Below are 25,589 nucleotides of genomic sequence, written 5' to 3'. Positions count from 1 at the left end.
CAGACACCCGAGACGGGCCCGCGCCCGTGAAGCTGCTCCCCCTGCGGACCGGAGTCCGCTGGAAGATCGCCGTCGCCATCGCGGCGGTCGGCGCCCTCATCGCGGTCACCCTGAGCATCGTCGTGCACAACGCCGCCCGCATCTCCATGCTGGACAACGCGCGCGAGGTGCAGATGGAACGGCTGCTCTTCGCCCAGCGGATGTACGAGACGTCGAAGCCGAAGGAACCCCGCTTCGGCACGAAGATCAACGATCCGGCGCTGCCGCCCCAGCTCGACCAGCTGATGCGGGACAAGCGGCGCGGGACGTACGTGCAGGAGCACCGGCACGGCGGGCCGCCGGACGTGTGGGCGGCGGTGCCGCTCGCCAACGGCGACGTGCTGTCGCTGCACATCCCCTTCGCGGACCGCAGCGCGACGATCATGAACGATCTGGACCGGGCCCTCGTCATCGGCTCGGTGTCGGTGGTCTTCGGCGGCTGCGCGCTCGGCGTGCTCATCGGCGGCCAGCTCTCGCGGCGGCTGCGGAAGGCCGCCGTCGCGGCCGGCCGGGTGGCGCAGGGCAATACGGACGTCCGGGTGCGGGACGCGGTCGGCGGGGTCGTACGGGACGAGACCGACGACCTGGCCTGGGCGGTGGACGCCCTGACCGACGCGCTGAACGAGCGGATCGAGGCCGAGCGCCGGGTCACCGCCGACATCGCGCACGAGCTGCGCACCCCCGTCACCGGGCTGCTCACGGCGGCGGAGCTGCTGCCGCCGGGGCGTCCGACCGAGCTGGTACGGGACCGGGCGCAGGCGATGCGGACGCTGGTCGAGGACGTCCTGGAGGTGGCCCGGCTGGACAGCGCGTCGGAGCGGGCCGAGCTCCAGGAGATCGCGCTGGGCGAGTTCGTGGAGCGGCGGGTGCGGGCCCTGGACCCGGAGGTCGTGGTCCGGGTCGTGCACGAGTCCTGGGTGAACACCGACCCGCGCCGGCTGGAGCGCGTCCTGGGCAATCTGCTCGCCAACGCGGCCAAGCACGGCAAGCCGCCGGTCGAGGTCACCGTCGAGGGCCGGGTGGTCCGGGTCCGCGACCACGGTCCGGGCTTCCCCGAGGCGCTCCTCAAGGAGGGCCCGAGCCGGTTCCGTACGGGGACGAGCGACCGCGCGGGCCAGGGGCACGGCCTGGGCCTGACGATCGCGGCGGGCCAGGCCCGGGTGCTCGGCGCCCGGCTGACCTTCCGGAACGTGGCCGCGGAGGGGGCTCCGGACGGGGTGGGCGGCGCCATCGCGGTGCTGTGGCTGCCGGACCACGCGCCGACGAACACGGGCAGCTTCCCGATCCTGCGGATGCCGGACTGAGCGGTACGGCGGAGCGGGCCGGGCGGAGAGGTACGGCGAAGGGCCGGAGCGAAGACGTACGACGGAAGGCCCGGGGCGAAGACGTACGACGGAAGGCCCGGGGCGAGGAGGTACGGCGGAGGGGCCGGGTCCATGTCGTGGACCCGGCCCCTCCGCCGTACGTGCCGCCGGTCTCAGACGGTCTCGGCGACCTTCGTGGTGTCGCCGGACTCCGCCTTCGGGGCCGCGGCCGGTCCGGCGCCGCGGAGCGCCACCTCCTTGACGAAGAAGGCGAGGACGAAGCCGAGGACGGCGACGGCCGAGGCGACCAGGAAGGCGCCGTGGGTGCCGGAGGCCACCGCGTGCTGGTAGGCCTCGCGGAGCGCGGCCGGCAGCTTGGCGAGGCTCGCCGCGTCGAGCTGCGCGGTCCGCTCCGTGAGTCCGCCGCCACCGCGGGACGCCATGTCGTCCTGGACGCGGCTGGTGAAGAGCGCGCCCATGATCGCGACGCCGAAGGAGGAGCCGAGCGTCCGGAAGAGGGTGGTGGAGGAGGACGCGACGCCCATGTCCTTCATCTCCACGCTGTTCTGGGCGACCAGCATCGTGATCTGCATGAGGAAGCCCATGCCGGCGCCGAGGACGGCCATCCAGACGCCGGAGACGAGGCGCGAGGTGCCGGTGTCCATCGTGGAGAGCAGGAAGAGGCCGGTCATCATGAGCGCGCCGCCCGCGATGGGGAAGATCTTGTACTTGCCGGTGCTGGTGGTGAAGCGGCCGACGAGCAGCGAGACGACCATCATCGACAGCAGCATCGGCAGGAGCAGCAGGCCGGAGTTGGTGGCCGAGGCGCCCTGGACGGACTGCTGGAAGATCGGCAGGTAGAGGACCGCGCCGAACATCACGAAGCCGGTGATGAAGCCGATCAGGGACATCAGGGTGAAGTTGCGGCTGCGGAAGATGTGCAGCGGCATGATCGGGTCGCTCGCCCGGGTCTCGACGAAGAGGAAGGCGGCGAGCGCGACGGCACCGCCGATCGCGAGGCCGACGATGGTGGCCGAGCCCCAGGCGTACTCCGTGCCGCCCCAGGTGGTGACGAGGACGATCGCGGTGATGCCGGCGGTCAGCAGGGCGGCGCCGAGGAAGTCGATCCGGGTGCCCGTGGCGCGCTGCTTCTTCGGCAGGTGCAGGACGGTGGTGACCATGGCGAGGGCGACGATGCCGAGCGGCAGGTTGATGTAGAAGGACCAGCGCCAGCCCCAGTGGTCGGTGATGGTGCCGCCGACGAGGGGGCCGCCGATCATGGCGAGGGCCATCACGCCGGCCATCAGGCCCTGGTACTTGCCGCGCTCGCGGGGCGGGATCAGGTCGCCGATGATCGCCATGACGCCGACCATGAGGCCGCCGGCGCCGAGGCCCTGGATGGTGCGGAAGCCGATGAGCTGGCCCATGTCCTGGGCCATGCCGCTGAGCGCCGAACCGATCAGGAAGATCACGATCGAGGTGAGGAAGACGCCCTTGCGGCCGAACATGTCGCCGAGCTTGCCCCAGAGGGGGGTGGAGGCGGCGGTGGCCAGGGTGTAGGCGGTGACGACCCAGGAGAGGTGCTCCAGGCCGCCGAGCTCACCGACGATCGTCGGCATCGCGGTGCCGATGATCATGTTGTCCAGCATCGCGAGCAGCAGCGCGATCATGAGGGCGAGGAGGACGACGCGGACGCTGCGCGGCTGCGGTGCAGCCTCCCCCTGAGCTGCTTGAACGTTCTGTTTCTTCGCCATGTCGATCCCTTACTTGCCGCCCGGCTAGTTACTACACTGAGGACGGTAGGCCGGTAACTAGCCGGGCGTCAAGTAAGTTTTGTGGAAAGTGGAGAGCAACCATGGCCCGAGGCAACACCCGCCAGCGCATCCAGGACGTGGCTCTCGAACTCTTCGCCGAGCAGGGCTACGAGAAGACCTCGCTGCGTGAGATCGCGGAGCGCCTCGACGTCACCAAGGCCGCGCTCTACTACCACTTCAAGACCAAGGAAGACATCCTCGTCGGGATCTTCGAGGACCTGACCCGGCCGATGGACGAGCTGATCGACTGGGCCCGGGAGCAGCCCCGGACCCTGGAGATCAAGCGGGAGACCCTCCGCCGCTACCAGGTGGCGCTGCTCGCCGCGGCCCCGCTCTTCCGCTTCATGCAGGAGAACCAGGCCACCGTGCGCGAGCTGAGCGTCGGCCTCACCTTCAAGGAGCGCGTGCTCACCCTCACCGAGTTCCTCCAGGAGCCGGACTTCACCATCGAGCAGAAGGTCCGCTGCGTCAGCGCGGTCTTCACGCTGCACGCGGGCACGTTCTTCGTGGAACGCGTCGAGGGCGACCCCGAGGAGAAGCACGAAGCTGTCCTCGAGGTCGCCCTCGATCTCATCGACCGGGCCCACGAGGGCCGGTAGTCGGGTCAGACGCCGACGCCGTGGGACCGCAGGAAGGCCATCGGGTTCACGGCGGAGCCGTAGTTCGGGGTCGTACGGATCTCGAAGTGCAGGTGCGGGCCGGAGGAGTTGCCGGTGTTGCCCGAGAGGGCGATCTGCTGGCCGGCGCCGACCTTCTGGCCGATGTGGACCTGGATCTTCGACAGGTGGGCGTACTGCGAGTACGTGCCGTTGGCGTGCTTGACGACGATCGCGTTGCCGTAGGCGGGGCCGTCGCCGCCGCCGTTCGGGCCGGCCTTCACGACGGTGCCGGCGCCCGCGGCCTTGACCGGGGTGCCGACCGGGACGGCGAAGTCCTGGCCGGAGTGCTTGTGGGCCCACATGGCGCCGCCCTGGTTGAAGGAGGCGCTGAGGGCGTAGGCGGTGACCGGCTTGACCCAGGCCGGGGTCGCCTTCTTGACGGCCTTCACGGGGGTGGCCTTCACAGCGGCGGCCTTGGCGACGGCGGCCTTCACCTGGGCGGCGACGTGGGCCTGGGCGTCGGCCTGGGCGGCGACGGCGGCGGACGCGGTCAGCGCGACCGGGGCGGTGACGGCCTTGCCCTCGGCGGCGAAGGCGGACCCAGCTCCGGCCACCATCGTCGCTCCCAGGCCGGCGGCGGCAAGAGCGACGGCGGTGACACGGGCGGCGGGGTTCATGCGCTTCGACATACGGGGGAAACCTCCGGGAAGTACGGGACCCGACGCGAACGGTGCTCTGCGTCGGGCTTGCTCATCCTTGGTAACCCGGACCCCCGGCCCGGCCAAAACACCCCATCTACGACATGACGTCGTAGCGATCTCCACGGGAATGAGGCCCTTGACGGCCCTGCGGCCACGTCACGAAATCGGACAAAACAACCTCACGAAACCGGTTTATCCGCATGTCGAGCCTGTCCTGAACCGCCCGAATCGCGGCACACCGCCCGGTTCGGGACCCCTGGGGACCAAAGATCCCCCACTTGATCCCTAAACGTCCCGAATCACCACTGATAGTGGCGACTAACCCGCTTAGTACCCCTCAAATCCCCTGTGCGCCTTGTCACCAGCGGCCCGCCCCGAATGGGACCTGGGTCACGCAACCGAGCCGCCCGGAACGCCGTCCCGCACTACGCTGACCGCTTCGGGAATCCACGGGGGGACACACATGGAACCGGCACTCATCGGCACCCGCCTCGCCTCGGCCGCGATCGGCCCACTGCTGAAGAAACTGCTGGTCAGCGACGGTCCGGGCGCCGGCCTCACCGCCCCGGCGGACAAGGTCCGGCTCTCCTCCCTGGTGTCCTTCCGCGGCGAGAGGCGCACCCTCGGCGAGAAGGACGTCCGCAGACTCGCCGGAACCCTGGTCGAACGGTCCCTGAGCGGCGACGGCGAGCGGCCCTTCCCCGCCGACGAGACCGAGGCCGTCACCGACACCCTCGCGAAGACCCTCCTCGCCCTCGGCGACCTCGACATGGACGACGTCCAGGCCGTCCGCCTCGGCCACCGCGCCCTCGCCCGCCTCCTGCGGGCGGCGGCCCCGCCCCCGGACGGCCTCTCCACGGACTCGGCCCTGTACCTGGAGTCCCTGACCGAATGGGCCTGCCTGCACATCCTGGAGTTCTTCACCCAGCGCTCCACCTTCGTGGCCCGCAGCCTGGTCGAGCAGACCCGGGCCCAGGCCGAGCTCATCGCGAAGGTCGACGAGGTCATCCGCAGGACGCCCCGGGCGGACTCACGGGACACGGACTTCGAGCGCCGCTACCTGGAACACCTCGCGAAGAGGCACGGCCGCCTCACCATCTACGGCATCGACCTGCACCACTCACCGGACCGGTGGCCGCTGGACCTCGCCTACCTCTCCCTGGAGGCCACCGGCGAAGCACCCGTACCGGGGGTGATCGACGAACCCCTCGCCCCGCACCAGCGGGAACAGGCCGTCCGCGCCGACCTCGCCCTCTCCCGCCACGACAAGGTCCTGCTCCGCGGCCTCGCGGGCTCGGGCAAGACGACCCTCGTCCAGTGGCTGACGGTCTCGGCGGCGACCGAGGCGCGCGCGGAGGGCATGGCGTACCTGCGGGGCCGCGTCCCCTTCGTGCTCCCCCTGCGCGCCCTCACCCGCCACGGCGAGCCGCTCCCCGCCCCCGACCGTTTCCTCCCCGCCGCCGGGTGCCCGCTCACCCCGCCCGACGGCTGGGCCGACCGGGTCCTCGCCGCCGGCCGGGGCGTCGTCCTCGTCGACGGCATCGACGAGATCCCCGAGGCCGAACGCGGCCGGGCCCGCGAGTGGCTCCGGAGCCTCCTGGACACGTACGAGGGCAACCGTTGGCTCGTGACCTCGCGCCCCACCGCCGTACGCGACGACTGGCTGGCCGGCGACGGCTTCACCGAGCTGACCCTCTCCCCCATGACACGCTCCGAGGTCACCGCCTTCGTACGCCGCTGGCACCGGGCCGCCGGGCCCGAGGCCGAGCCGTACGAACTGCCGCTCCTCGACGCCCTGCGCACCACGGAGCACGTCGCCCAGCTCGCCACCAACCCCCTGATGTGCGGGCTCATCTGCGCCCTCCACCGAGACCGGCGCGGCTTCCTGCCCCGCGGCCGCAAGGCGCTCTACGAGGCCGCCCTCTCCATGCTCCTCGCCCGCCGCGACCGCGAGCGGGACATGGGAGCACCGTCCGGCCTCGCCCTCGACGAGGCCCCGCAGATCCAGCTGATCCAGCGGCTCGCGTACTGGCTGACGCTCAACGGCCGCACCCAGCTGGACCGGGCCCACGCGGAGTCCCTCGTCCGGGAGGCGGTCCCTGCGGTCCAGGAGGCCGCGCATCATCCCCCGGACACGGTCTTCACCCACCTCCTCCACCGCAGCGGCCTCCTGCGCGAGCCGACGGAGGACACGGTGGACTTCATCCACCGCACCTTCCAGGACTACCTGGCCGCCAAGGCCCTGGTGGAGCGCTGGGACATCGGCGTCCTGATCGGGCACGCCGCCGACGACCAGTGGGAGGACGTCATCCGCATGGCGGTCGGCCACGCCCGCCCGCACGAGTGCGCGGAGATCCTGCGGGAACTCCTGAAGGCGGCGGACACGACCACCGAACGCGCGGCCCAGCTCCGCCTGGTGCTGCTCGCGGCAACCGCCCTGGACCACGCGACGGAGGTCCCTCCGGAGGTACGGGAAAAGGTGCTGGCCCGCACAGCGGAGGTGATCCCGCCCCGTACGGCGGAGGAGGCCCGCGAGCTGGCAACGGTGGGGCGCCTGGTCCTCGACCTCCTGCCCGGGCCGGAGGGACTGTCCGACGAGGAGGCCCGTCTGGTGGTGACAACCGCAACGCACGTCTCCGTCGACGCGTCGATCCCCTACCTGGCCCGCTTCGCCCGCCACGAGGCACTGCCGGTCAGGGCACAGCTCGCCTGGGGATGGCAGCGCTTCGAGCCACGCGCCTACGGAGAGGCGATCATGGCCGCGATCGACCCGACCGACCTCTTGTTCTCCGTGGTCAGCGACAGCCAGGCAGCGGAGCTGCTCCGCCTCGGCATCACTCCGGAACGGCTGGAGATCGGCGACGGCGTGTCGGACTCCTCGCTGACCGCACTCCTCGCCCCGTGTGATCCGCGCGTACTCGTGCTCGCGCGGGACAGCGAGAGGCCGGATCTGACGGCGCTCAAGTCCCTGGTCCGGCTCGAGTCGCTGTCCCTCCAGGTCCTGGCCGACAGCGCTTGGAGCCTCGCGGACCTCCCCACCGAGGCGGCGTCACTGGTGGAACTGTCGTTCTGGTCCTGGCCGGTCGAGCGAGCGGCTGGGCTGGCCGCCATGCCACGCCTTCAGCGACTCACCCTGGTGCACCTGGATGTGACCGCCGCCGACTGGCACGGAGTGGCGGAACTGACCCAGCTCCGGTCGATCGTGACGGAGGCCGTGGGTCTGAACACCATCCCTCGGAATCTCGTGCTCCCCCGGATCACCCAGGCCGTGGTCTGCGTGTTCAGCGCCGTACAGCCGTCGTTCGAGCGGGCGGCGAGTGCATTCCCCGGGCTGAAGCAGTTCGCCCTCCTCTCCGACCTCGACGGGACCGTGGACGTGGCCCCGCTTGCCACGCTGAGCGGCCTGACCGAACTCCACGCCGACGGCGTCACCCTCACGGGGACCCAGCAGCTGCCTCCGACCGTCCAGATCGTCACCTGAGCAAAAGGGGCGGCCCCGGAACCGTCCGGTTCCGGGGCCGCCCCTTCGGCACTACGCGCTCAGCGCGGTGTCACGCGTCCTTCGAGAGGTTCGGGCCCGTGCCGCCCGTCGCCTCGATCGGCGGGGCGTCCGGCAGGGCCGTCTTCTCCTCGCCGCGGAAGGTGAACTTGCGCTCCTCGCCCTCGCCCTCCGTGTCCACGACCACGATGTGACCGGGGCGCAGCTCGCCGAAGAGGATCTTCTCCGACAGCGTGTCCTCGATCTCGCGCTGGATCGTCCGGCGCAGCGGCCGGGCGCCCATCACCGGGTCGTAACCCTTCTTGGCGAGCAGCTCCTTCGCGGACTGGGAGAGCTCGATGCCCATGTCCCGGTCCTTGAGGCGCTCGTCGACGCGGCCGATCATCAGGTCGACGATCTGGAGGATGTCCTCCTGCGTCAGCTGCGGGAAGACGATGATGTCGTCCACACGGTTGAGGAACTCCGGGCGGAAGTGCTGCTTCAGCTCGTCGCTGACCTTCGCCTTCATCCGCTCGTAGTTGGACTTCGTGTCGCCCTGGGCGGCGAAGCCCAGGTTGAAGCCCTTCGAGATGTCCCTGGTCCCGAGGTTGGTGGTCATGATGATGACCGTGTTCTTGAAGTCCACGACCCGGCCCTGGGAGTCGGTCAGGCGACCGTCCTCCAGGATCTGGAGAAGGGAATTGAAGATATCGGGGTGGGCCTTCTCGACCTCGTCGAAGAGGACGACGGAGAACGGCTTGCGGCGCACCTTCTCGGTGAGCTGGCCGCCCTCTTCGTAGCCGACGTATCCGGGCGGCGAACCGAAGAGGCGGGAAACCGTGTGCTTCTCGCTGAACTCCGACATGTCGAGGGAGATCATCGCGTCCTCGTCGCCGAAGAGGAATTCGGCGAGCGCCTTCGAAAGCTCGGTCTTACCGACACCGGACGGACCGGCGAAGATGAACGAGCCACCGGGGCGCTTCGGGTCCTTCAGACCCGCACGGGTACGGCGGATGGCCCGCGAGAGGCCGATGACGGCGTCCTTCTGGCCGATGACGCGCTTGTGGAGCTCGTCCTCCATGCGGAGCAGACGCGAGGACTCCTCCTCGGTCAGCTTGAAGACCGGGATGCCGGTGGCGGTCGCGAGGACCTCGGCGATCAGCTCGCCGTCGACCTCGGCGACGACGTCCATGTCGCCGGCCTTCCACTCCTTCTCCCGCTTGGCCTTCGCGGCGAGGAGCTGCTTCTCCTTGTCGCGGAGCGAGGCGGCCTTCTCGAAGTCCTGCGAGTCGATCGCGGACTCCTTGTCGCGGCGGACGCCGGCGATCTTCTCGTCGAACTCGCGGAGGTCCGGCGGCGCGGTCATCCGGCGGATGCGCATCCGGGAACCGGCCTCGTCGATCAGGTCGATCGCCTTGTCCGGGAGGAAGCGGTCCGAGATGTACCGGTCGGCCAGGGTCGCGGCCTGGACGAGGGCCTCGTCCGTGATGGAGACCCGGTGGTGGGCCTCGTACCGGTCGCGCAGACCCTTGAGGATCTCGATGGTGTGCGGCAGCGACGGCTCGGCGACCTGGATGGGCTGGAAGCGGCGCTCGAGGGCCGCGTCCTTCTCCAGGTACTTCCGGTACTCGTCGAGCGTGGTGGCACCGATGGTCTGGAGCTCACCGCGGGCCAGCATCGGCTTGAGGATGCTGGCGGCGTCGATCGCGCCCTCGGCGGCGCCCGCACCCACGAGGGTGTGGAGCTCGTCGATGAACAGGATGATGTCGCCGCGGGTGCGGATCTCCTTGAGGACCTTCTTCAGGCGCTCCTCGAAGTCACCGCGGTAGCGGGAGCCGGCGACCAGCGCGCCGAGGTCCAGGGTGTAGAGGTGCTTGTCCTTGAGGGTCTCGGGCACCTCGCCCTTGACGATGGCCTGCGCCAGGCCTTCGACGACGGCGGTCTTGCCGACGCCGGGCTCGCCGATGAGGACCGGGTTGTTCTTGGTGCGGCGGGACAGCACCTGCATGACCCGCTCGATCTCCTTCTCGCGCCCGATGACCGGGTCGAGCTTGGATTCGCGGGCCGCCTGGGTGAGGTTCCGGCCGAACTGGTCGAGGACCAGGGACGTCGAGGGGGTGCCCTCGGCAGGACCGCCGGCCGTGGCGGCTTCCTTGCCCTGGTAGCCGGAGAGCAGCTGGATGACCTGCTGCCGCACCCGGTTGAGGTCGGCGCCCAGCTTCACGAGGACCTGGGCGGCGACGCCTTCGCCCTCGCGGATCAGGCCGAGCAGGATGTGCTCGGTGCCGATGTAGTTGTGGCCGAGCTGGAGGGCCTCGCGGAGCGAGAGCTCCAGGACCTTCTTGGCACGAGGGGTGAAGGGGATGTGCCCGGACGGGGCCTGCTGGCCCTGGCCGATGATCTCCTCCACCTGCTGGCGGACCGCCTCGAGCGAAATCCCGAGGCTCTCCAGGGCCTTAGCGGCGACACCCTCACCCTCGTGGATAAGGCCCAGAAGGATGTGCTCGGTGCCGATGTAGTTGTGGTTGAGCATCCGGGCTTCTTCCTGAGCCAGGACGACAACCCGCCGCGCGCGGTCGGTGAACCTCTCGAACATCGTTAATCGCTCCTCAGAGCGGTCAGTCAGTTAGGGGTCGATCCCCTCCCTGTCCTTCCGCAGCTTAGTCCCGCAAGCGGGGACCGCTCATTCCAACTGCCGACATCCGTCCGGATCACCCCCTCTTCAGCGGGGAGACCTGCTGCCGAACAGCCGACAAATGCTCCAACCCGATGGTGCGAGACGATGTTCCCGCAGGCCAAGTAGTTACCCGCGCCATCAGTACGCCGATGGCGAACGTGAGACGCCGAAGCCCGCGAGTCGCCCCTCTCCACTAGGAATGTCTTACCCGTAAGCACTGACACTCCATGCGGCACACCCCGGTTCCCTCCGCTACCAGCGAACACCCTTGCGCTGCCGAATGCACGCGTACGCCCCATCACGGACACCTTGCGCGTTCGCGGGAGGACTGTGTGTCACCGCGGGCGTAACCAAGGTGCCCTCATGGGAGTTCCCCGGACATGGCCTTCACCGTCCCGCTCCCCCGTACGTCGCCCGACGGCGGGATCGCGCGGTGGTACGAGGACGAGCTCGGCTGGGCCGCGGTGGCGGGCCCGCCGGCGGGGCTGGTCACGGGGCTGCGCTTCGACGTCCTGGAGGTGCCCGCCGCGGCCGGCCGGGGTGTCCTGCGCCGGATGGGCGCGACGACGGGGCCGGTGGCCCTGATGGGGCGCCGGATGGGGCTGCTCGTGGCCGCGGGGAGCGCGGAGGAGCTACCGGGACTGCTCGACTGGCTGGAGTGGGGCGGGATCTCGCTGGATCTCGCGGCCCTCGGTGCCGACGGCCGGATGACCGCACCCCTTCCCCCGGGGTGGAGCGGATCCGGCGCGCCGGGCGCCGCGGTGTGGCTGCGGGCGCCCGTGCCGGGTCGCGAGGTCGAGTCCTCGCTTCCGGCACTGCGGTCCGCGCCGTGGGGCGTTGCGGGCGCCCCCTGCCTGGTGCGTCTCGTGGCCGCCGCCGCGGCGGAGTGCCATCGGGTGCGGCTGCTGAGTGCCCGTACCCGCGGGGCGGCTCAGCAGCGGTCGCCTCAGCGGTTCGCGTCCTCGTAGGCCGCCTTGATGTCGGCGGGAACGCGACCGCGGTCGTTGACGTTCATGCCGTTCTCCTTGGCCCACGCGCGGATCTTCGCGGTGTCCTGGCTGCCCGTCGCCACGGCGCGGCCCTTGCCGCGTCCGCCGGTGGTGCGGCCACCGGTACGACGGCCTCCCGTGGTGTACGGCTCGAGCAGGCCACGGAGCTTTTCCGCGTTGGCGGTGGTGAGGTCGATCTCGTAGGTCTTGCCGTCCAGCGCGAACGTCACGGTCTCGTCCGCCTCGACGCCGTCGAGGTCGTCGACAAGAAGGACCTGAACCTTCTGTGCCACCGGATTTCCTTTCATCGAAAATGCAGTACGCGGAAAGGAAACCGCTTTTCCCGGAAAAACACAAACCCCTGGGAGAGGTTCAGATCCCCGGCAACGCGGGAAACGTGCGCGATTCGGACATAGGGTTCCGCGAGAGGATCCCCGGGCTTCCCCGTCACAGGTGCAGAAGCATCCGGCTGTTACCCAAGGTGTTCGGCTTCACTCGTTCGAGACCGAGGAACTCGGCGACTCCCTCGTCATAGGAACGCAGGAGCTCGCTGTAGACATCTCCGTCGACCGGGGTCTCGCCGATCTCGACGAAGCCGTGCTTCGCGAAGAAGTCGACTTCGAAGGTCAGGCAGAATACCCGCCGCACCCCGAGCCATCGGGCCGTGTGCAACAACTTGTCCAGCACCTGATGTCCTACGCCGGCTCCCTTGAACTCGGGATCGACGGCGAGAGTGCGGACTTCGGCGAGGTCTTCCCACATCACGTGGAGTGCGCCGCAGCCGACGACGGTGGCGTCCTCGTCGCGTTCCGCGACCCAGAACTCCTGGATCGACTCGTAAAGGGTCACGGTGGCCTTGTCGAGCAGGATGCCGCGCTGCACGAAAGGATCGACGAGACGGCGGACCGCGGCCACATCGCTGGTGCGGGCCCTGCGTACGGTGACGGCTTTGACGGAGGTCGACATGGGGGGACGCTATCGCTACGGGCGGGGTGCGCCTTCGTCACCCTCGGCCTCCCGCGGGGCGGCGGGGAGGGGGCTGTCGCGCTGGACGATCCGGATGGCGTCGTTCAGCGACTCCCGCTGTTCCGGCGACATCATGCCGAAGAAGGCGACGAGTGCGGCGGCGGGGTTGTCGCTCTGGGCCCAGGCCTCGTTCATCAGCGCGGCCGAGTAGGCGGCGCGGGTGGAGACCGCCGTATATCGATAGGCGCGGCCCTCGACCTCCCTGCGGACCCAGCCCTTCTGATGGAGATTGTCCATGACGGTCATGACGGTGGTGTAGGCGATGGACCGTTCCTGCTGAAGGTCTTCCAGGACTTCCCGGACGGTGACCGGGCGGTTCCATTGCCAGACGCGCGTCATGACCGCGTCTTCGAGTTCTCCCAGGGGGCGGGGCACCTTGCCACCATAGTGGGAGAAACGGTAATTGACGGCTATTTCGCCCCGAGAAGGACGAAAAGGGTGTACGACCGGAAGCGGTCGTACACCCTCGGTGCTGCTGTACGGGGCGGACTAGGACCCGTCCGCCTGGCGGGCGGCCTCGGCGCGGGCGATGGCGGCGTCCACGACCGCGTCCTCCTTGGCCTTGTTCGGGCCGCCCTGGCTCTTGACGATCACGGTGACGAGGGCGATGAAGAACGCGGCCATCACGACGGGCGGCAGGAGCGCGGATACGTAGTCCATGCCGTCCAGAGTAGCTATCCGGCGACCCGTTCCTCGGGCGGGGGCGGCGGAACGGGCCGTCGGCGTGGCGGGAACACCTCGGAGGGCTTGGGCACCGGGCGCTCGGCCGGGGCGGGCGGGGTCGGCTTGGGCTCGTCGCCCGCCGCGCGCCCGCCGGGCAGGGCGAGCAGCCGGGCCCGGGAGACGGAGGGCGTGCCGGCCGCGGTCGAGGCGGTGGCCTGGGAGACCCGGGCCAGGCGCGCGCGTACGGAGCGCTCGGCGAGGACCTGGCAGCGGGCGAGCAGTTCGGCGGCGGCCGGGTTACGGCGCAGGGCGCGCAGGGCGGCGAGGTCGTCGGCGGCGGGGTCGTGGCCGGCGGCCAGCGCGTCCTGGAGGAGCTCCAGGTAGCCGCTGAGGGACCCGGGCAGCGCCTCGCGGTAGCGGGCCAGGTCGTCGAGGAGGAAGGCGCGCAGCCGGCCGGCCTCGCGTACCGCCTCGTCCACGGATTCGGCCAGGCGCAGGCAGTCCTGGACGTCCTCGTCCTGGAGGGGGGCAGGGTGGAGGGCGATGGCAAGGGCGCGGCGGAGCACACGCAGCTCGTCCGCGCTGAACGCCATGCCGCCGCGGGATCCGTATGGCGTGGGCATGGGCCGACGATACGCGCTAATCGGACAATTTTCTCTTAGCGATCATTCCGGCGCGCCGTGTCGATCATCCCGCCGAGCCCCCTACATGCGGGAGACGTTCCGCTCGTACACGAGGCGCAGGCCGATCAGGGTCAGCCAGGGCTCGTGCTCGTCTATCTCCTTCGAGTCGGCGAGGACCATGGGCGCGAGGCCGCCGGTCGCGATCACCGTCACGTCGGAGGGATCGCCCTTCGGCCCGACCAGTTCCCGCTTCATCCGGGCCACCACGCCGTCGACCTGGCCCGCGTACCCGAAGACGATGCCCGACTGCATGGCCTCGACCGTGTTCTTGCCGATCACGCTGCGCGGGCGGGCCAGCTCGATCTTGCGGAGCATGGCGCCCTTGACGCCCAGGGCCTCCACGGAGATCTCGATGCCCGGCGCGATCGCGCCGCCCGCGTACTCGCCGCGCGCGGTGATCGCGTCGTACGTCGTCGCCGTGCCGAAGTCCACGACGATCGCGGGGCCCCCGTACAGCTCGACGGCCGCGACCGCGTTGATGATGCGGTCGGCGCCGACCTCCTTGGGGTTGTCCGTGAGGATCGGGACGCCCGTCTTGACGCCCGGCTCCACGAGGACCGCCGGCACGTCCCCGTAGTACCGGCGGGTGACCTCGCGCAGTTCGTGCAGCACCGAGGGGACCGTCGCGCAGATGGCGATCCCCTCGATGCCGTCGCTCAGCTCGACGCCGAGCAGCGGGTGCATGCCCATGAGGCCCTGGAGCAGGACCGCCATCTCGTCGGCGGTACGGCTCGGGTCCGTGGAGATCCGCCAGTGCTCGACGATCTCCTCGCCGTCGAAGAGACCGAGCACCGTGTGCGTGTTGCCGACGTCGATGGTGAGCAGCATCAGGAGCGCACCTCGCGCAGGTCGAGGCCGATGTCGAGGATCGGGGAGGAGTGGGTCAGGCCACCGACCGCCAGGTAGTCGACGCCGGTCGACGCGTACGCCGCCGCGTTCTCCAGGGTCAGCCGGCCCGAGGACTCCAGGACGGCGCGGCCCGCGACCAGGGCGACGGCCTCCTCGGTGTCGCCCGGGCTGAAGTTGTCGAGCAGGATCAGGTCGGCGCCCGCGTCCAGGACCTCGCGGACCTGGTGCATCGTGTCGACCTCGACCTCGATCGGCACCTCCGGGAACAGCTCGCGGACGGCCTTGAAGGCCTCGGCGACGCCGCCGGCCGCCACCACGTGGTTGTCCTTGACGAGGGCCGCGTCGGAGAGCGACATGCGGTGGTTGACGCCGCCGCCGCAGCGGACCGCGTACTTCTCCAGGGCGCGCAGGCCCGGGGTCGTCTTGCGGGTGTCGCGGACCTTCGCGTTCGTGCCCTCCAGGGCGTCCGCCCACGCGCGCGTGGCGGTGGCGATGCCGGAGAGACGGCACAGGATGTTGAGCGCGCTGCGCTCGCCCGTGAGCAGGTCGCGGGTGCGGGCCGTGACGCTGAGGAGCACCTGGCCGGCCTCGACGCGCTCGCCGTCCTCGACGTGCCGCTCGACCTCGAACTCGTCGGTGCAGACGATCGACAGGACCGCCTCGGCGACCCGCAGACCGGCCACGACACCGGCCTCGCGGGCGGTGAAGTCGGCGGTGGCGACGGCGTCCTCGGGGACGGTCGCCACGGTCGTGACGTCGACCCCGCCGTCGAGGTCCTCCGCGATCGCCAGGTGGGCGATGTCCTCGACCTGGACGGGGTCGAGACCGGCGTCGGCGAGCAGCTGCGCGAGCGCGGGGTCGAGCCCGCACTCGAACTCCTCGCCGCCGCCGCAGCCACAGCCGTCGCCGCAGCCGCCGGCCTCGTCGGAGGAGACCGTGTTGATCTGGATGAGAGGGACGTCCACGGGCTCGGGACGGGCTTCCTCGGGCGTGGTCACTTACGGCTCCCTGGGGGCGTCGAGGGTGGGGGGAAAGTCGAAGGTGTCGGTGGTGCGGACCTCCAGGGTCCGCCCCTGCGTGAGGTGGACGACGAGGTGCTTGCGCCACTGCGCGTCGTCCCGGTCGGGGTGGTCCTCGCGCCAGTGGCAGCCGCGGGTCTCCTCGCGGCGGCGGGCCGCGGCGACCAGCACCCGGGCGACGCACAGCAGGTTCGTGGTCTCCCAGGATTCCACGCCCGGCTCGGCCGCCTTGGTGTCGTCGTCGCCGCCGGCCACGGCGTCGCTGTGCAGGGCGTCGAGAGCCTCGGCGGCCTCCCGGAGGCTGGCCTCCGAGCGGAGCACCCCCGCGCCGGCCGTCATGATCCGCTGGATACGGGTCCGCGCGCCGGCCACGGGCAGCGGCAGGGTCACCGGGGCCGGGTGCGGCACCGGGGCGCCCGGCACGCGCGGGGCGGCGGCCGTGATGTCCTCGGCGATCCGCTCGGCGAAGACCAGGCCCTCCAGGAGCGAGTTCGAGGCCAGCCGGTTGGCGCCGTGGACGCCCGTGCAGGCCACCTCCCCGCACGCGTACAGGCCCGGCACGGTGGTCCGGCCCCGCAGGTCCGTGCGGACACCGCCGGAGGCGTAGTGGGCGGCGGGGGCGACCGGGATCGGCTCCGTCACAGGGTCGATGCCGTGGGCGCGGCAGGCCGCCAGGATCGTCGGGAAGCGCTCCGCCCACATCTCGGCGCCGAAGTGACGGCCGTCGAGGTACATGTGGTCGGCGCCCTGCTCCTGCATCCGGCGCGTGATCGCCTTGGCGACGATGTCCCGGGGGGCGAGCTCGGCCAGCTCGTGCTGCCCGAGCATGAAGCGGACGCCGTCGGCGTCGACCAGGTGGGCGCCCTCGCCCCGTACCGCCTCGGAGACCAGCGGCTGCTGGCCCTCGGCACCGGCCCCGAGGAAGAGCACCGTGGGGTGGAACTGGACGAACTCCAGGTCGGAGACCTCGGCCCCGGCGCGCAGCGCCAGCGCGACGCCGTCACCGGTGGACACGCCCGGGTTGGTGGTGGCGGAGAAGACCTGGCCCATGCCGCCGGTGGCGAGGACCACCGCGGGCGCGTGGACGGCGCCGACGCCGTCGTGCTGCCCCTCGCCCATGACGTGCAGGGTCACACCCGCCGTACGGCCCTCGGCGTCCGTCAGGAGGTCCAGGACGAGGGCGTGCTCGATGAAGCGCACGCCCCGGTCCCGTATCGCCTCGACCAGGGCGCGCGAGATCTCGGCGCCGGTCGCGTCCCCGCCGGCGTGGGCGATCCGGCGGCGGTGGTGGCCGCCCTCCCGGGTCAGCGCGATCTCGCCGTCGGAGGTCTTGTCGAAGTCGGCGCCGGTCGAGATCAGCCGGCGGACGGCGTCCGGTCCCTCCGTGACCAGGGCCCGCACGGCCCGCTCGTCGCAGAGCCCGGCGCCGGCGACGAGGGTGTCGTCGAGGTGCTGCTCGGGGGTGTCTCCCTCGCCGAGCGCGGCCGCGATGCCGCCCTGGGCCCAGCGGGTGGAGCCGTCGTCGAGCCGGGCCTTGGTGACGACCACGGTACGCAGCCCGGCCGCGGTGCAGCGCAGGGCGGCGGTGAGCCCGGCGACCCCGGAGCCGACCACGACGACGTCGGCGTCGATGGCCCAGCCCGGCGCGGGCGCGTGCAGCCGTATTCCGGTCACTTGGTGGCTCCGAAGGTCAGGGGGATGTTGTCGATGAGCCGCGTGCTTCCCACGCGCGCGGCGACGGCGAGGATCGCCTCCCCGTCGTGGCCGTCGGCGACCTCGGTGAAGTCCGCCGGGTCCACGAGGGCCAGGTAGTCCAGGGTGAGCGGCGGATCGGCCTTGGCCGCCTCGTCCAGGACGGTGCGGGCCGCGGCCCGCACGGCCTCGGCGCAGCCGCCCTCGGCGGCCTGCGCGACCGCGTGGGCGTCGGCGGCGGCCCGGGCCTCGCCGAGCCGCGACAGGCCCTCGGCACGGTTCTCCGCCCGGCCCTGGGCACCGGGCAGCGAGGCGGCACGCGCGCGCAGCGCCTCCTGGGCGGCGAGCCGCTCACGGGCGGCGAACAGCGCGCGGGACAGCGAGAGGGCCGTCCGGCGCTCCCCGGCCGACAGGTAGCGGTTGCGGCTGGACAGGGCCAGGCCGTCGGTCTCGCGGACGGTCTCCACGCCGACGATCTCGACGGGGAAGTTCAGGTCGCGGGCCATCCGGCGGATCAGCGCCAGCTGCTGGGCGTCCTTCTGGCCGAAGAAGGCCAGGTCGGGCGCGGTGAGGTGGAGCAGCTTGGCGACGACGGTCAGCATGCCGTCGAAGTGGCCGGGCCGGGAGGCGCCTTCGAGGCGCTCCCCCATGGGCCCCGCCGTGATCCGGACCTGGGGCTCCCCGCCCGGGTAGACCTCGTCGACGGAGGGCGCGAAGACGACGCTCGCGCCCGCGTCGAGAGCCAGCTCCAGGTCGGCGTCGAGGGTGCGGGGGTAGCGGTCGAGGTCCTCCCCCGCGCCGAACTGCAGCGGGTTGACGAAGACGGTGACGACGACGAAACCCTTCGCGCCCACGCGCTCGCGTGCGGCCCGGATCAGGGTGGCGTGCCCTTCGTGGAGGGCGCCCATGGTCATGACCACGGCGTTCCCGCCGGGGGCGCCGAAGTGGGCCGCGGCGTCGTGGAGGTCCTCGGCCGTGGGGACCAGCTCCGCCGGCTGGTGGCGCACGGGGCGGCCGCCCTCGGCGCGCTTGCTGGCGAACAGGCTCATCGGTCGTCTCCTTGCGGCCCGTCGGCGGGGTCGGCGGGGTGGGCGGCTCCGCTCGCCTGCTCGGCGAGCACGCCCAGCAGGTCCTCGGCCAGCTCGGGCTTGAGCAGGCCGTGCGCGAGCGCCCTGTCGGCGGTCGTGCGGGCCATCGCCAGATAGCCGGCGACGGTGCCGGGCGCGTGCTTGCGCAGCTCGGCGACGTGGGCGGCGACCGTACCGGCGTCACCGCGCGCGACGGGGCCGGTGAGGGCCGCGTCCCCGGACCGCAGGGCGTTGTCCAGGGCGGCGCCCAGGAGCGGGCCCAGCATGCGGTCGGGCGCGGCGACGCCGGCCTTGTGGAGCAGCTCCATCGACTGGGCCACCAGGGTGACCAGGTGGTTCGCGCCGAGGGCCAGGGCCGCGTGGTAGAGCGGCCGGGCCTCCTCCGCGATCCATTCGGGCTCGCCGCCCATCTCGATCACCAGCGCCTCGGCGGCGAGCCGCAGCTCCTCGGGTGCGGTCACCCCGAAGGAGCAGCCGGCGAGCCGCTGGACGTCGACGGCGGTGCCGGTGAAGGTCATGGCGGGGTGCAGGGCGAGCGGCAGGGCGCCTGCCCGGCGTGCGGGGTCGAGGACCCGCGCCCCGTACCGCCCGGAGGTGTGCACGATCAGCTGCCCGGGCCGTACGGCTCCGGTGTCGGCAAGGCCCTCGACCAGGCCCGGCAGCGCGTCGTCCGGGACGGTCAGCAGGACCAGGTCGGCGAGGGCGAGGACCCGGGCGGGCTCGACGACCGGGACGTCGGGCAGGAGCTCCGCGGCGCGGCGCCGGGAGGCGTCGGAGACCGCCGAGACGGCGACGGGGCGGTGCCCGGCGAGCCGGAGCGAGGCGGCGAGGGCGGGGCCCACGCGGCCGGCGCCGACGACTCCGACGGTGAGCCGGGCGGGTCGGTCCTCGGCCCGGGGCTCCGCTGCTCTGGGCTCTGGCGCTGCTGGTGCGTTCACGGTGGGGACGGCCTTCCGTTCCAGTCCTCGGCGGGTACCGGACGATTTCTGGTCATGCTACGCCAGCGTTTCGCGCTGCTCCGTGGCCTGTCCACAGGGTGTGGGCGGTGGTGTGATGATCGACCCATGAATCCTGAGACTCCTGTGGACGAGGAAGCGGCCCGGCTCCACCGGGCGAAGGTGTGGGGCGGCGCCGAGCGCAGGCTCTGGGACACCTCGGTGGACGGCACGGTCGGATCCCGGCTGCGGGAACTGGTCGCCTGGGCGGAGGCCGCGGGCCACGCGGAGGCCCCGGTCGACATGTACGGGAACGGGCTCGTGGAGGAGGTGGAGCGGCGCGTCGCCGAGGAGCTCGGCCTCCCCGCCGCCGTCTTCTTCCCGACCGGCACCATGGCCCAGCAGGTGGCGCTGCGCTGCTGGGCCGGCCGCACCGGCAGCCCCGTCGTCGCCCTCCACCCGCTCGCCCACCCCGAGGTCCACGAGGGCGGGGCCCTCGGGGCCGTCTCCGGGCTCCGTACGGTCCACCCGACCGACGCGCCCCGGCTGCCGACCGCCGAGGAGGTGCGGGACCACCCGGAGCCCTTCGGGACGCTGATGCTGGAGCTGCCGCTGCGGGACGCGGGCTTCGTGCTGCCGTCCTGGGAGGAGCTGACCGAGGTGGTGGCGGCGGCCCGGGAGCGGGACGCGGTCGTCCACTTCGACGGCGCCCGGCTGTGGGAGACCACGACGCATTTCGGCCGGGGACTCGCGGAGATCGCGGAGCTCGCCGACAGCGTGTACGTCTCGTTCTACAAGTCCCTCGGCGGCCTGTCCGGGGCCGCGCTCGCCGGGCCCGAGGACCTCATGGAGGAGGCCAGGGTCTGGCGGCACCGGTACGGGGGCCTGGTCGCCCAGAACTACCCGACGGCCCTCTCCGCGCTCCGCGGCCTGGACGTCGAGCTGCCCCGGCTGCCCTCGTACGTGACGCACGCGCGCGTGGTGGCCGACGCGATCCGGGAGGCGTTCGCGGAGGCGGGCACCGGCTGGTCCCGGATCCACCCCGGGACCCCGCACACCCACCAGTTCCAGGTCTGGCTGCCGTACGACCCGGACGCCCTGACGGCGGCGGCCCTCGCCCAGACCGAGGACACCGGCACCGCGCTGTTCCGCCGCTGGTTCTCCCCGGGCGCGGGCGGCCCGCCGGGGGTGGCGGTGACGGAGGTGACCGTGACGGGACCCGGCCTGGAGTGGACGGCGGAGGACGTGAAGGAGGCGGTACGGGACTTCCTGGCGCGCGTCGAGGCGTGACGGTCCTAGGCGTCGAGGCGTGACGGTCCTAGGGGTCGACGCGTGACGGTCCTAGAGGTCGAGGCGTGGCGGTCCTAGGCGGTGTCCGGCCCTGATCCGCCGGACAGGCCCTGGCCGGCGGGGTGCAGCCATCGGTGCAGGGCCGCGCGGACGGCGCCGCGCGCCGGGTGGCCCGCCACCACCCGCTCGAAGCGGCGGTGGTCCCGGACGGCCCGGAACACGGCGACGTCATGGGTACCGGGCGCCGGCGGCACCGGTTCGCCGAGCCGGGCGGCGCGGTGGGTGTCGAGAAGGTACTGGTGCAGTGCGTTCATGGCGTCACCGTGCGCCGCGCCGCCACGGTCCGGCCCCCGGATTGACCACCCCCGTCAATCCGGGGCCCGTCGATTGACGGCCCCCGTCAAACGGGACGACAGCTCCCCCGCCCCACCCCGCACCATGGACGGGTGAGCGTGACCATCGACATCACCGGACTGCCGCACGAGCGGATCACCTTCTGCCCCTCGCCGCTGGCCGAGCTGGGCAACGCCCTGCACGCCCTCGCCGAGCCCGCCCACCACGCGCGGCTGCACGCCTGGACGACCGCCACCTCCTCCGCGCTGAAGCCGGAGCTCGCGGACCGGCTGCACGAGGCCGACTTCATGTGGCGGTCCACCCGCTCCGACTTCCTGCTGCCCGCCCAGCCGCGCGAGACGCTCGCCGAGGAACTCGACGACGTCGACCGCATGAGCGACGAGACGTTCGTCGGCGCCGCCCTGGAGATCTCCTGCAGCAGCCGCTACTCCGAGGGCATCCCCTCCCCGCTGGTCGACGAGCGGTCCCGCCGCCGCGCCCTCGACCTGGCCGCAGCGCGCGGCCCGCGCCAGGCCGCCTTCGTGGAGCAGATGCTGGCCGAACCGACCGCCACCCGCGCGTGGATCCGCCGGCTCCTGGAGGACTGCGACGAGGCGTTCTTCGCCGACACCTGGCGCCGCGTCCGCGTCCAGCTCGCCGCCGACGCCCGCCACAAGACCGAGCTGCTGCGCCGCAAGGGCCTGGCCGAGGCCCTCGCGGCCGCCTCGCCCGCGCTCAGCCTGGAGGAGGGGGAGCAGGGCAGCCGCATCGTCGTCGACAAGCTGGTCCACGGCCGGGCCGAGGCCCAGGGCGCCGCCGTGACGCTGGTGCCCACGGCGTTCGGCTGGCCGCACCTCTTCGCCACGAGCGCGCCCGGCTGGCAGCCCGTGATCCAGTACCCGGCCGCCAGCCGTGACGTCGGCGGCTCCGAGCCCGTCGAGACGGTCAAGCTGCGCCTGGAGGCGATCGCCCACCCCATGCGGATGCGGCTGTGCCGCAACCTGGCGCGCGGCTCGTACTCGACGAGCGAGCTGGCCGACGCGTACGGCATCACCGCCCCCGAGGTCTCCCGCCACCTCTCCGTCCTGAAGAAGGCCGGTCTGCTCACCACCCAGCGCCGGGGGCGCTACGTGCTGCACCAGCTCGACTTCTCCGTCGTCGCCCGGCTCGGCAGCGACTTCCTGGAGTCGGTCCTCCGGTAGGGGGCCGCGTGGGCGGCGGCCTACCGGAGGGGCCGCCGCCGGCCTCCCGTAGGGGGCCCGCGCCAGGGCCTGTCCGGCGGACCAGGGTCGGACAGGCCCTAGGCGGCGCCGCCGCCCGCCCGGACCAGGCCCGTCTCGTACGCCAGGACCACGACCTGGACCCGGTCGCGCAAACCCAGCTTGGTCAGGATGCGGCCCACGTGCGTCTTCACCGTCGCCTCGGAGAGGACGAGCCGGGCCGCGATCTCGCCGTTCGACAGGCCCTGCGCGACCAGCATCATCACCTCGCGCTCCCGCTCCGTCAGCCGCTCCAGCTCCTTGTGCTGAGGCTCCTTCCCGGAGGAGGGCAGCATCGGCGAGAAGCGGTCCAGGAGCCGGCGCGTGGTGGAGGGCGCCACCACCGCGTCACCGCTGTGCACCGAGCGGATCGCCCCGAGCAGCTCCGCCGGCGGCACGTCCTTCAGCATGAAGCCGCTCGCACCCGCCTTCAGGCCCGAGAACGCGTACTCGTCGAGGTCGAACGTCGTCAGGATCAGCACCTTCGGGGCGTCCGGCTCGGAACAGATCCGCCGGGTCGTCTCCACCCCGTCCAGCTTCGGCATGCGCACGTCCATCAGGACGACGTCGACCGCCGTGGAACGCAGCACTTCGAGGGCCTCGACCCCGTCGCCCGCCTCCGCCACGACCTCCATGTCCGGCTGGGCGGCGAGCACCATGCGGAATCCGGTCCGCAGCAGCACCTGGTCGTCGACGAGCATCACGCGGATGGACATCAGGTCAGTTCCTTAGGGGTCGTCAGTGAGCGGGCGGGGTCGTCAGTGAGCGGGCTTGAGGGGGAGCAGGGCGCTGATCCGGAAACCGCCGCCGGGCCGCGGCCCCGCGTCCAGGGTGCCGCCGACCATGCCGACCCGCTCGCGCATGCCGATCAGACCATGACCCCGCCCGTCGGCACCCCCGTCCTCGTACATCTCCTGCGGAGCGCCCCGTCCGTCGTCCTCGACGAGCAGGCCGAGACCGTCGTCGAAGTAGACGAGGCGCACGCTGGCACCGACGTCCGGACCGCCGTGCTTGCGCGTGTTGGTGAGGGCCTCCTGCACGATCCGGTACGCGGTGAGCTCGACGCCGCTCGGCAGCGGGCGGGGGCTCCCCTCGATCGCGAAGTCCACGGTGAGACCGGCGCCCCGGACCTGCTCCACGAGGTCCTCGATCTGCCCCACGTCGGGCTGCGGCACGTACTCCCCGGCCTCCTGGTGCTCGCCGGTGCGCAGGATCCCGAGGAGTCTGCGCATCTCGGCGAGCGCCTGCCGGCCCGTGGTGGAGATCGTCTCCAGGGCCTGCTTGGCGGTGTCCGGGGAGGAGTCCATGACATAGGCGGCGCCGTCGGCCTGCACCACCATCACCGACACGTTGTGCGCGACGACGTCGTGCAGCTCGCGGGCGATCCTGGCCCGCTCTGCGGCGACCGCGACCTTGGCCTGGGCCTCGCGCTCCTGCTCCAGACGGGACGCCCGCTCCTCCAGCTGCGCGAAGTAGGCGCGGCGGGTGCGGAGCGAGTCGCCGAGGACCCAGGCGAGGGCGAACGGCACGGTCATGATGATCGTGAAGAAGACCATGGCCGCGCCGGAGTTCGTCTCTTCCAGGGGCCATCTGACCTGGGAGAGCGTGGAGGCGGCGAGTCCGCCGACGAGTGCGAGCCGGGACGCCCAGCGGGGTCCGTCGTGCGCCGCGACGGTGAAGATGATCACGAGCATGGCGAAGTCGGCCATGAAGGGTTTGAGGCCGAGGGCGAGCTGCGCGAGACCGAGACCGACCGCGAGCAGCAGCATCTTCTCCGGCGCCCGTCGCCGCAGGGCGACCACGAGGGAGAAGAGCAGGGCCACGAGGCCGTACCCGAGGGCGCTGCCCCCCACCGTGCCCGCTGACACCACCCACAGCAGGGAGAACCCGAGGAGGACGACGGCCCAGAAGGTGTCGACGCCCGTCGGGTGTCTGCGGATGAAGTCGTAGAGGCTCTGCACGTCACCCAGAGTAGGGAAGACGGATAGGTGCAGGGATCAACCGTGGGGTCGATCCTTGGCGCGGGGCCCGTACTCCCCGAGGTGGAGACTGGGGCCCGTGATGGATGAGACGTGTCAGTGGCAGGGGTGGCGCGAGGCCACGGAGCGGGCGCTGTACGGCCCCGGGGGCTTCTATCTGCGCCCCGAGGGCCCGGCCGGGCACTTCCGCACCTCGGTGCACGCCTCCCCGCTCTTCGCCGCCGCCGTGGCCCGGCTGCTCGGCGAGGTCGCGGAGGAGCTGGGGACGGACGAGGTGGACCTGGTGGACGTGGGCGCGGGGCGCGGTGAGCTGCTGACGGCCGTGCTGGCGGCGGTCGGCTCCTCGCTCTCGGTGCGGGCCCACGCCGTCGAGCGCGCCGCCCGCCCGGCCGGGCTCGACCCGCGGGTGGAGTGGACGGACCGGGTGCCGCGGGGCGTGCGCGGGCTGCTCTTCGCGAACGAGTGGCTCGACAACGTGCCGGTGGACGTCGCCGAGGCGGACCCCGAGGGCACGGTCCGGTACGTGGAGGTCGCGCCGGACGGCACCGAACGGCTCGGCGCCCCCGTCTCCGGACCGGACGCGGAGTGGCTGGCCCGCTGGTGGCCGCTGCGGGAGCCGGGCGCGCGCGCCGAGATCGGGCGCCCCCGCGACGAGGCCTGGGCGGCGGCGGTCGCCTCCCTGGCGGCGGGCCGGGCGGTGGCCGTGGACTACGCGCACGTACGCGCCTCCCGACCGCCCTTCGGCTCCCTGACCGGCTTCCGCGCGGGCCGCGAGGTCCCCCCGGTCCCGGACGGAAGCTGCGATGTGACGTCCCACGTGGCGCTGGACGCGTGCGGGGGCCTCGCGGCCGAGCTGGTCACGCAGCGGGAGGCCCTGCGGCGGCTCGGGGTGTCCGGGGAGCGGCCGCCGCTCGCGCTCGCCTCGACCGACCCCGCCGGTTACGTCCGCGCGCTCGCCTCCGCCGGCGAGGCGGCCGAGCTCACCGCCCGGGGCGGTCTCGGCGACTTCCTCTGGCTGACCCAGCGGGTCCCGGACACCGCCGCCCGCTGACGACGCCCCGGAGCCCCGTCCCGGGCCCCGGCGCCGCCGCCTCCGGTAACTCCCCCGTCCGTCCCCTGTCCGTCCCCCGGGCAGGGGCCCGGTGGCCCGGGGCGGCAGGGGATACTGGCCG

General features: G+C 72.2%; 23 protein-coding genes. 7 read left to right on the top strand and 16 right to left on the bottom strand.

Going from position 1 to position 25,589, the window contains the following annotated elements:
* Positions 1 to 26: 26 nt before the first annotated feature.
* Positions 27 to 1,343 (top strand): two-component system sensor histidine kinase CseC, encoded by a 1,317-nt coding sequence (gene cseC, locus IE237_RS19720; protein WP_189803314.1) that lies wholly within the window; start codon positions 27 to 29, stop codon positions 1,341 to 1,343.
* A 173-nt stretch (positions 1,344 to 1,516) separates the two neighbouring features.
* Here the strand turns inward: cseC and IE237_RS19715 are convergent, their stop codons facing one another.
* On the bottom strand, positions 1,517 to 3,097 hold the full coding sequence (locus IE237_RS19715) for an MDR family MFS transporter (RefSeq protein WP_189803313.1): 1,581 nt from the start codon (positions 3,095 to 3,097) through the stop codon (positions 1,517 to 1,519).
* Between the two features lie 101 nt (positions 3,098 to 3,198).
* Between IE237_RS19715 and IE237_RS19710 the strand changes: the two genes are divergently transcribed.
* Positions 3,199 to 3,756: a TetR/AcrR family transcriptional regulator gene (locus IE237_RS19710; RefSeq protein ID WP_189803312.1), complete on the top strand. Its 558-nt coding sequence runs from the start codon at positions 3,199 to 3,201 to the stop codon at positions 3,754 to 3,756.
* A gap of 5 nt (positions 3,757 to 3,761) precedes the next feature.
* On the opposite strand, the gene IE237_RS19705 is transcribed toward IE237_RS19710, so the two are convergent.
* Positions 3,762 to 4,445, bottom strand: coding sequence for a M23 family metallopeptidase (locus IE237_RS19705; protein ID WP_189803311.1), 684 nt, complete (start codon positions 4,443 to 4,445; stop codon positions 3,762 to 3,764).
* Positions 4,446 to 4,920: 475 nt separating this feature from the next.
* On the opposite strand from IE237_RS19705, the gene IE237_RS19700 reads away from it, so the two are divergent.
* Positions 4,921 to 7,938, top strand: a complete 3,018-nt coding sequence (locus tag IE237_RS19700) for an NACHT domain-containing protein (protein ID WP_189803310.1) — start codon at positions 4,921 to 4,923, stop codon at positions 7,936 to 7,938.
* A 70-nt stretch (positions 7,939 to 8,008) separates the two neighbouring features.
* Here the strand turns inward: IE237_RS19700 and IE237_RS19695 are convergent, their stop codons facing one another.
* Positions 8,009 to 10,531 (bottom strand): ATP-dependent Clp protease ATP-binding subunit, encoded by a 2,523-nt coding sequence (locus IE237_RS19695; RefSeq protein WP_189803309.1) that lies wholly within the window; start codon positions 10,529 to 10,531, stop codon positions 8,009 to 8,011.
* A 461-nt stretch (positions 10,532 to 10,992) separates the two neighbouring features.
* On the opposite strand from IE237_RS19695, the gene IE237_RS19690 reads away from it, so the two are divergent.
* Positions 10,993 to 11,580: an SCO3374 family protein gene (locus tag IE237_RS19690; RefSeq protein ID WP_189803308.1), complete on the top strand. Its 588-nt coding sequence runs from the start codon at positions 10,993 to 10,995 to the stop codon at positions 11,578 to 11,580.
* Here IE237_RS19690 and IE237_RS19685 read toward each other — a convergent pair.
* From IE237_RS19685 to IE237_RS19640, 10 genes are all read right to left on the bottom strand, one after another.
* Complete coding sequence (locus tag IE237_RS19685) at positions 11,559 to 11,894, bottom strand: histone-like nucleoid-structuring protein Lsr2 (RefSeq protein WP_189803307.1); 336 nt, start codon at positions 11,892 to 11,894, stop codon at positions 11,559 to 11,561. The genes IE237_RS19690 and IE237_RS19685 overlap by 22 nt on opposite strands.
* Before the next feature lie 154 nt (positions 11,895 to 12,048).
* Complete coding sequence (locus IE237_RS19680) at positions 12,049 to 12,567, bottom strand: amino-acid N-acetyltransferase (RefSeq protein WP_189803306.1); 519 nt, start codon at positions 12,565 to 12,567, stop codon at positions 12,049 to 12,051.
* Positions 12,568 to 12,582: 15 nt separating this feature from the next.
* Entirely contained in the window at positions 12,583 to 13,002 is a 420-nt protein-coding gene (locus IE237_RS19675) for a BlaI/MecI/CopY family transcriptional regulator (RefSeq protein ID WP_189803305.1), read from the bottom strand.
* A 114-nt stretch (positions 13,003 to 13,116) separates the two neighbouring features.
* Entirely contained in the window at positions 13,117 to 13,287 is a 171-nt protein-coding gene (locus IE237_RS19670; protein WP_189803304.1) for a hypothetical protein, read from the bottom strand.
* Positions 13,288 to 13,301: 14 nt separating this feature from the next.
* The gene (locus IE237_RS19665) at positions 13,302 to 13,883 is read right to left on the bottom strand and encodes a hypothetical protein (protein WP_189803374.1); all 582 of its coding nucleotides are present in this window, start codon (positions 13,881 to 13,883) and stop codon (positions 13,302 to 13,304) included.
* 111 nt (positions 13,884 to 13,994) lie between these two features.
* Positions 13,995 to 14,801 (bottom strand): type III pantothenate kinase, encoded by an 807-nt coding sequence (locus tag IE237_RS19660; RefSeq protein WP_189803303.1) that lies wholly within the window; start codon positions 14,799 to 14,801, stop codon positions 13,995 to 13,997.
* Positions 14,801 to 15,820: a carboxylating nicotinate-nucleotide diphosphorylase gene (gene nadC / locus IE237_RS19655; RefSeq protein WP_189803302.1), complete on the bottom strand. Its 1,020-nt coding sequence runs from the start codon at positions 15,818 to 15,820 to the stop codon at positions 14,801 to 14,803. Before nadC ends, IE237_RS19660 begins: the two co-directional genes overlap by 1 nt.
* Positions 15,821 to 17,515, bottom strand: a complete 1,695-nt coding sequence (locus tag IE237_RS19650) for an L-aspartate oxidase (protein ID WP_189803301.1) — start codon at positions 17,513 to 17,515, stop codon at positions 15,821 to 15,823.
* Positions 17,512 to 18,582, bottom strand: coding sequence for a pantoate--beta-alanine ligase (gene panC, locus IE237_RS19645; RefSeq protein ID WP_189803300.1), 1,071 nt, complete (start codon positions 18,580 to 18,582; stop codon positions 17,512 to 17,514). The genes IE237_RS19650 and panC overlap by 4 nt, the downstream gene beginning before the upstream one ends.
* On the bottom strand, positions 18,579 to 19,559 hold the full coding sequence (locus IE237_RS19640) for a Rossmann-like and DUF2520 domain-containing protein (RefSeq protein WP_189803299.1): 981 nt from the start codon (positions 19,557 to 19,559) through the stop codon (positions 18,579 to 18,581). Before IE237_RS19640 ends, panC begins: the two co-directional genes overlap by 4 nt.
* Positions 19,560 to 19,685: 126 nt before the next feature.
* Here IE237_RS19640 and IE237_RS19635 point away from each other — a divergent pair, with 126 nt between their 5' ends.
* Positions 19,686 to 20,846, top strand: coding sequence for a threonine aldolase family protein (locus IE237_RS19635; RefSeq protein WP_189803298.1), 1,161 nt, complete (start codon positions 19,686 to 19,688; stop codon positions 20,844 to 20,846).
* A gap of 74 nt (positions 20,847 to 20,920) precedes the next feature.
* On the opposite strand, the gene IE237_RS19630 is transcribed toward IE237_RS19635, so the two are convergent.
* Positions 20,921 to 21,160: a hypothetical protein gene (locus IE237_RS19630; RefSeq protein WP_189803297.1), complete on the bottom strand. Its 240-nt coding sequence runs from the start codon at positions 21,158 to 21,160 to the stop codon at positions 20,921 to 20,923.
* 132 nt (positions 21,161 to 21,292) lie between these two features.
* Here IE237_RS19630 and IE237_RS19625 point away from each other — a divergent pair, with 132 nt between their 5' ends.
* Positions 21,293 to 22,381 carry a DUF5937 family protein gene (locus IE237_RS19625; protein WP_189803296.1) on the top strand — a complete coding sequence of 363 codons (1,089 nt, stop codon included), beginning with the start codon at positions 21,293 to 21,295 and terminating at the stop codon, positions 22,379 to 22,381.
* 98 nt (positions 22,382 to 22,479) lie between these two features.
* Here the strand turns inward: IE237_RS19625 and IE237_RS19620 are convergent, their stop codons facing one another.
* Together IE237_RS19620 and IE237_RS19615 are read right to left on the bottom strand one after the other, a co-directional pair.
* The gene (locus IE237_RS19620) at positions 22,480 to 23,154 is read right to left on the bottom strand and encodes a response regulator (protein ID WP_189803295.1); all 675 of its coding nucleotides are present in this window, start codon (positions 23,152 to 23,154) and stop codon (positions 22,480 to 22,482) included.
* Positions 23,155 to 23,196: 42 nt separating this feature from the next.
* Positions 23,197 to 24,399, bottom strand: a complete 1,203-nt coding sequence (locus IE237_RS19615) for a sensor histidine kinase (protein WP_189803294.1) — start codon at positions 24,397 to 24,399, stop codon at positions 23,197 to 23,199.
* A 100-nt stretch (positions 24,400 to 24,499) separates the two neighbouring features.
* On the opposite strand from IE237_RS19615, the gene IE237_RS19610 reads away from it, so the two are divergent.
* The gene (locus tag IE237_RS19610) at positions 24,500 to 25,468 is read left to right on the top strand and encodes an SAM-dependent methyltransferase (protein WP_189803373.1); all 969 of its coding nucleotides are present in this window, start codon (positions 24,500 to 24,502) and stop codon (positions 25,466 to 25,468) included.
* Positions 25,469 to 25,589: the final 121 nt, after the last annotated feature.

It is taken from the genome of Streptomyces tanashiensis, assembly GCF_014648895.1.
GTDB classification, from domain to species: Bacteria; Actinomycetota; Actinomycetes; order Streptomycetales; family Streptomycetaceae; genus Streptomyces; species Streptomyces tanashiensis.
The sequence above is the reverse complement of the archived record's forward strand: the minus strand, read 5'-3'. Positions and strand labels throughout refer to the sequence as shown.

Coding starts and splice junctions, on each gene's coding strand:
- IE237_RS19670 (WP_189803304.1), bottom strand. CDS start 13,287: ATGGACTACGTATCCGCGCTCCTGCCGCCCGTCGTGATGGCCGCGTTC.
- IE237_RS19635 (WP_189803298.1), top strand. CDS start 19,686: ATGAATCCTGAGACTCCTGTGGACGAGGAAGCGGCCCGGCTCCACCGG.
- IE237_RS19715 (WP_189803313.1), bottom strand. CDS start 3,097: ATGGCGAAGAAACAGAACGTTCAAGCAGCTCAGGGGGAGGCTGCACCG.
- IE237_RS19700 (WP_189803310.1), top strand. CDS start 4,921: ATGGAACCGGCACTCATCGGCACCCGCCTCGCCTCGGCCGCGATCGGC.
- IE237_RS19680 (WP_189803306.1), bottom strand. CDS start 12,567: ATGTCGACCTCCGTCAAAGCCGTCACCGTACGCAGGGCCCGCACCAGC.
- IE237_RS19695 (WP_189803309.1), bottom strand. CDS start 10,531: ATGTTCGAGAGGTTCACCGACCGCGCGCGGCGGGTTGTCGTCCTGGCT.
- IE237_RS19690 (WP_189803308.1), top strand. CDS start 10,993: ATGGCCTTCACCGTCCCGCTCCCCCGTACGTCGCCCGACGGCGGGATC.
- IE237_RS19620 (WP_189803295.1), bottom strand. CDS start 23,154: ATGTCCATCCGCGTGATGCTCGTCGACGACCAGGTGCTGCTGCGGACC.
- IE237_RS19705 (WP_189803311.1), bottom strand. CDS start 4,445: ATGTCGAAGCGCATGAACCCCGCCGCCCGTGTCACCGCCGTCGCTCTT.
- panC (WP_189803300.1), bottom strand. CDS start 18,582: ATGAGCCTGTTCGCCAGCAAGCGCGCCGAGGGCGGCCGCCCCGTGCGC.
- IE237_RS19710 (WP_189803312.1), top strand. CDS start 3,199: ATGGCCCGAGGCAACACCCGCCAGCGCATCCAGGACGTGGCTCTCGAA.
- IE237_RS19665 (WP_189803374.1), bottom strand. CDS start 13,883: ATGGCGTTCAGCGCGGACGAGCTGCGTGTGCTCCGCCGCGCCCTTGCC.
- IE237_RS19630 (WP_189803297.1), bottom strand. CDS start 21,160: ATGAACGCACTGCACCAGTACCTTCTCGACACCCACCGCGCCGCCCGG.
- IE237_RS19660 (WP_189803303.1), bottom strand. CDS start 14,801: ATGCTGCTCACCATCGACGTCGGCAACACGCACACGGTGCTCGGTCTC.
- IE237_RS19610 (WP_189803373.1), top strand. CDS start 24,500: ATGGATGAGACGTGTCAGTGGCAGGGGTGGCGCGAGGCCACGGAGCGG.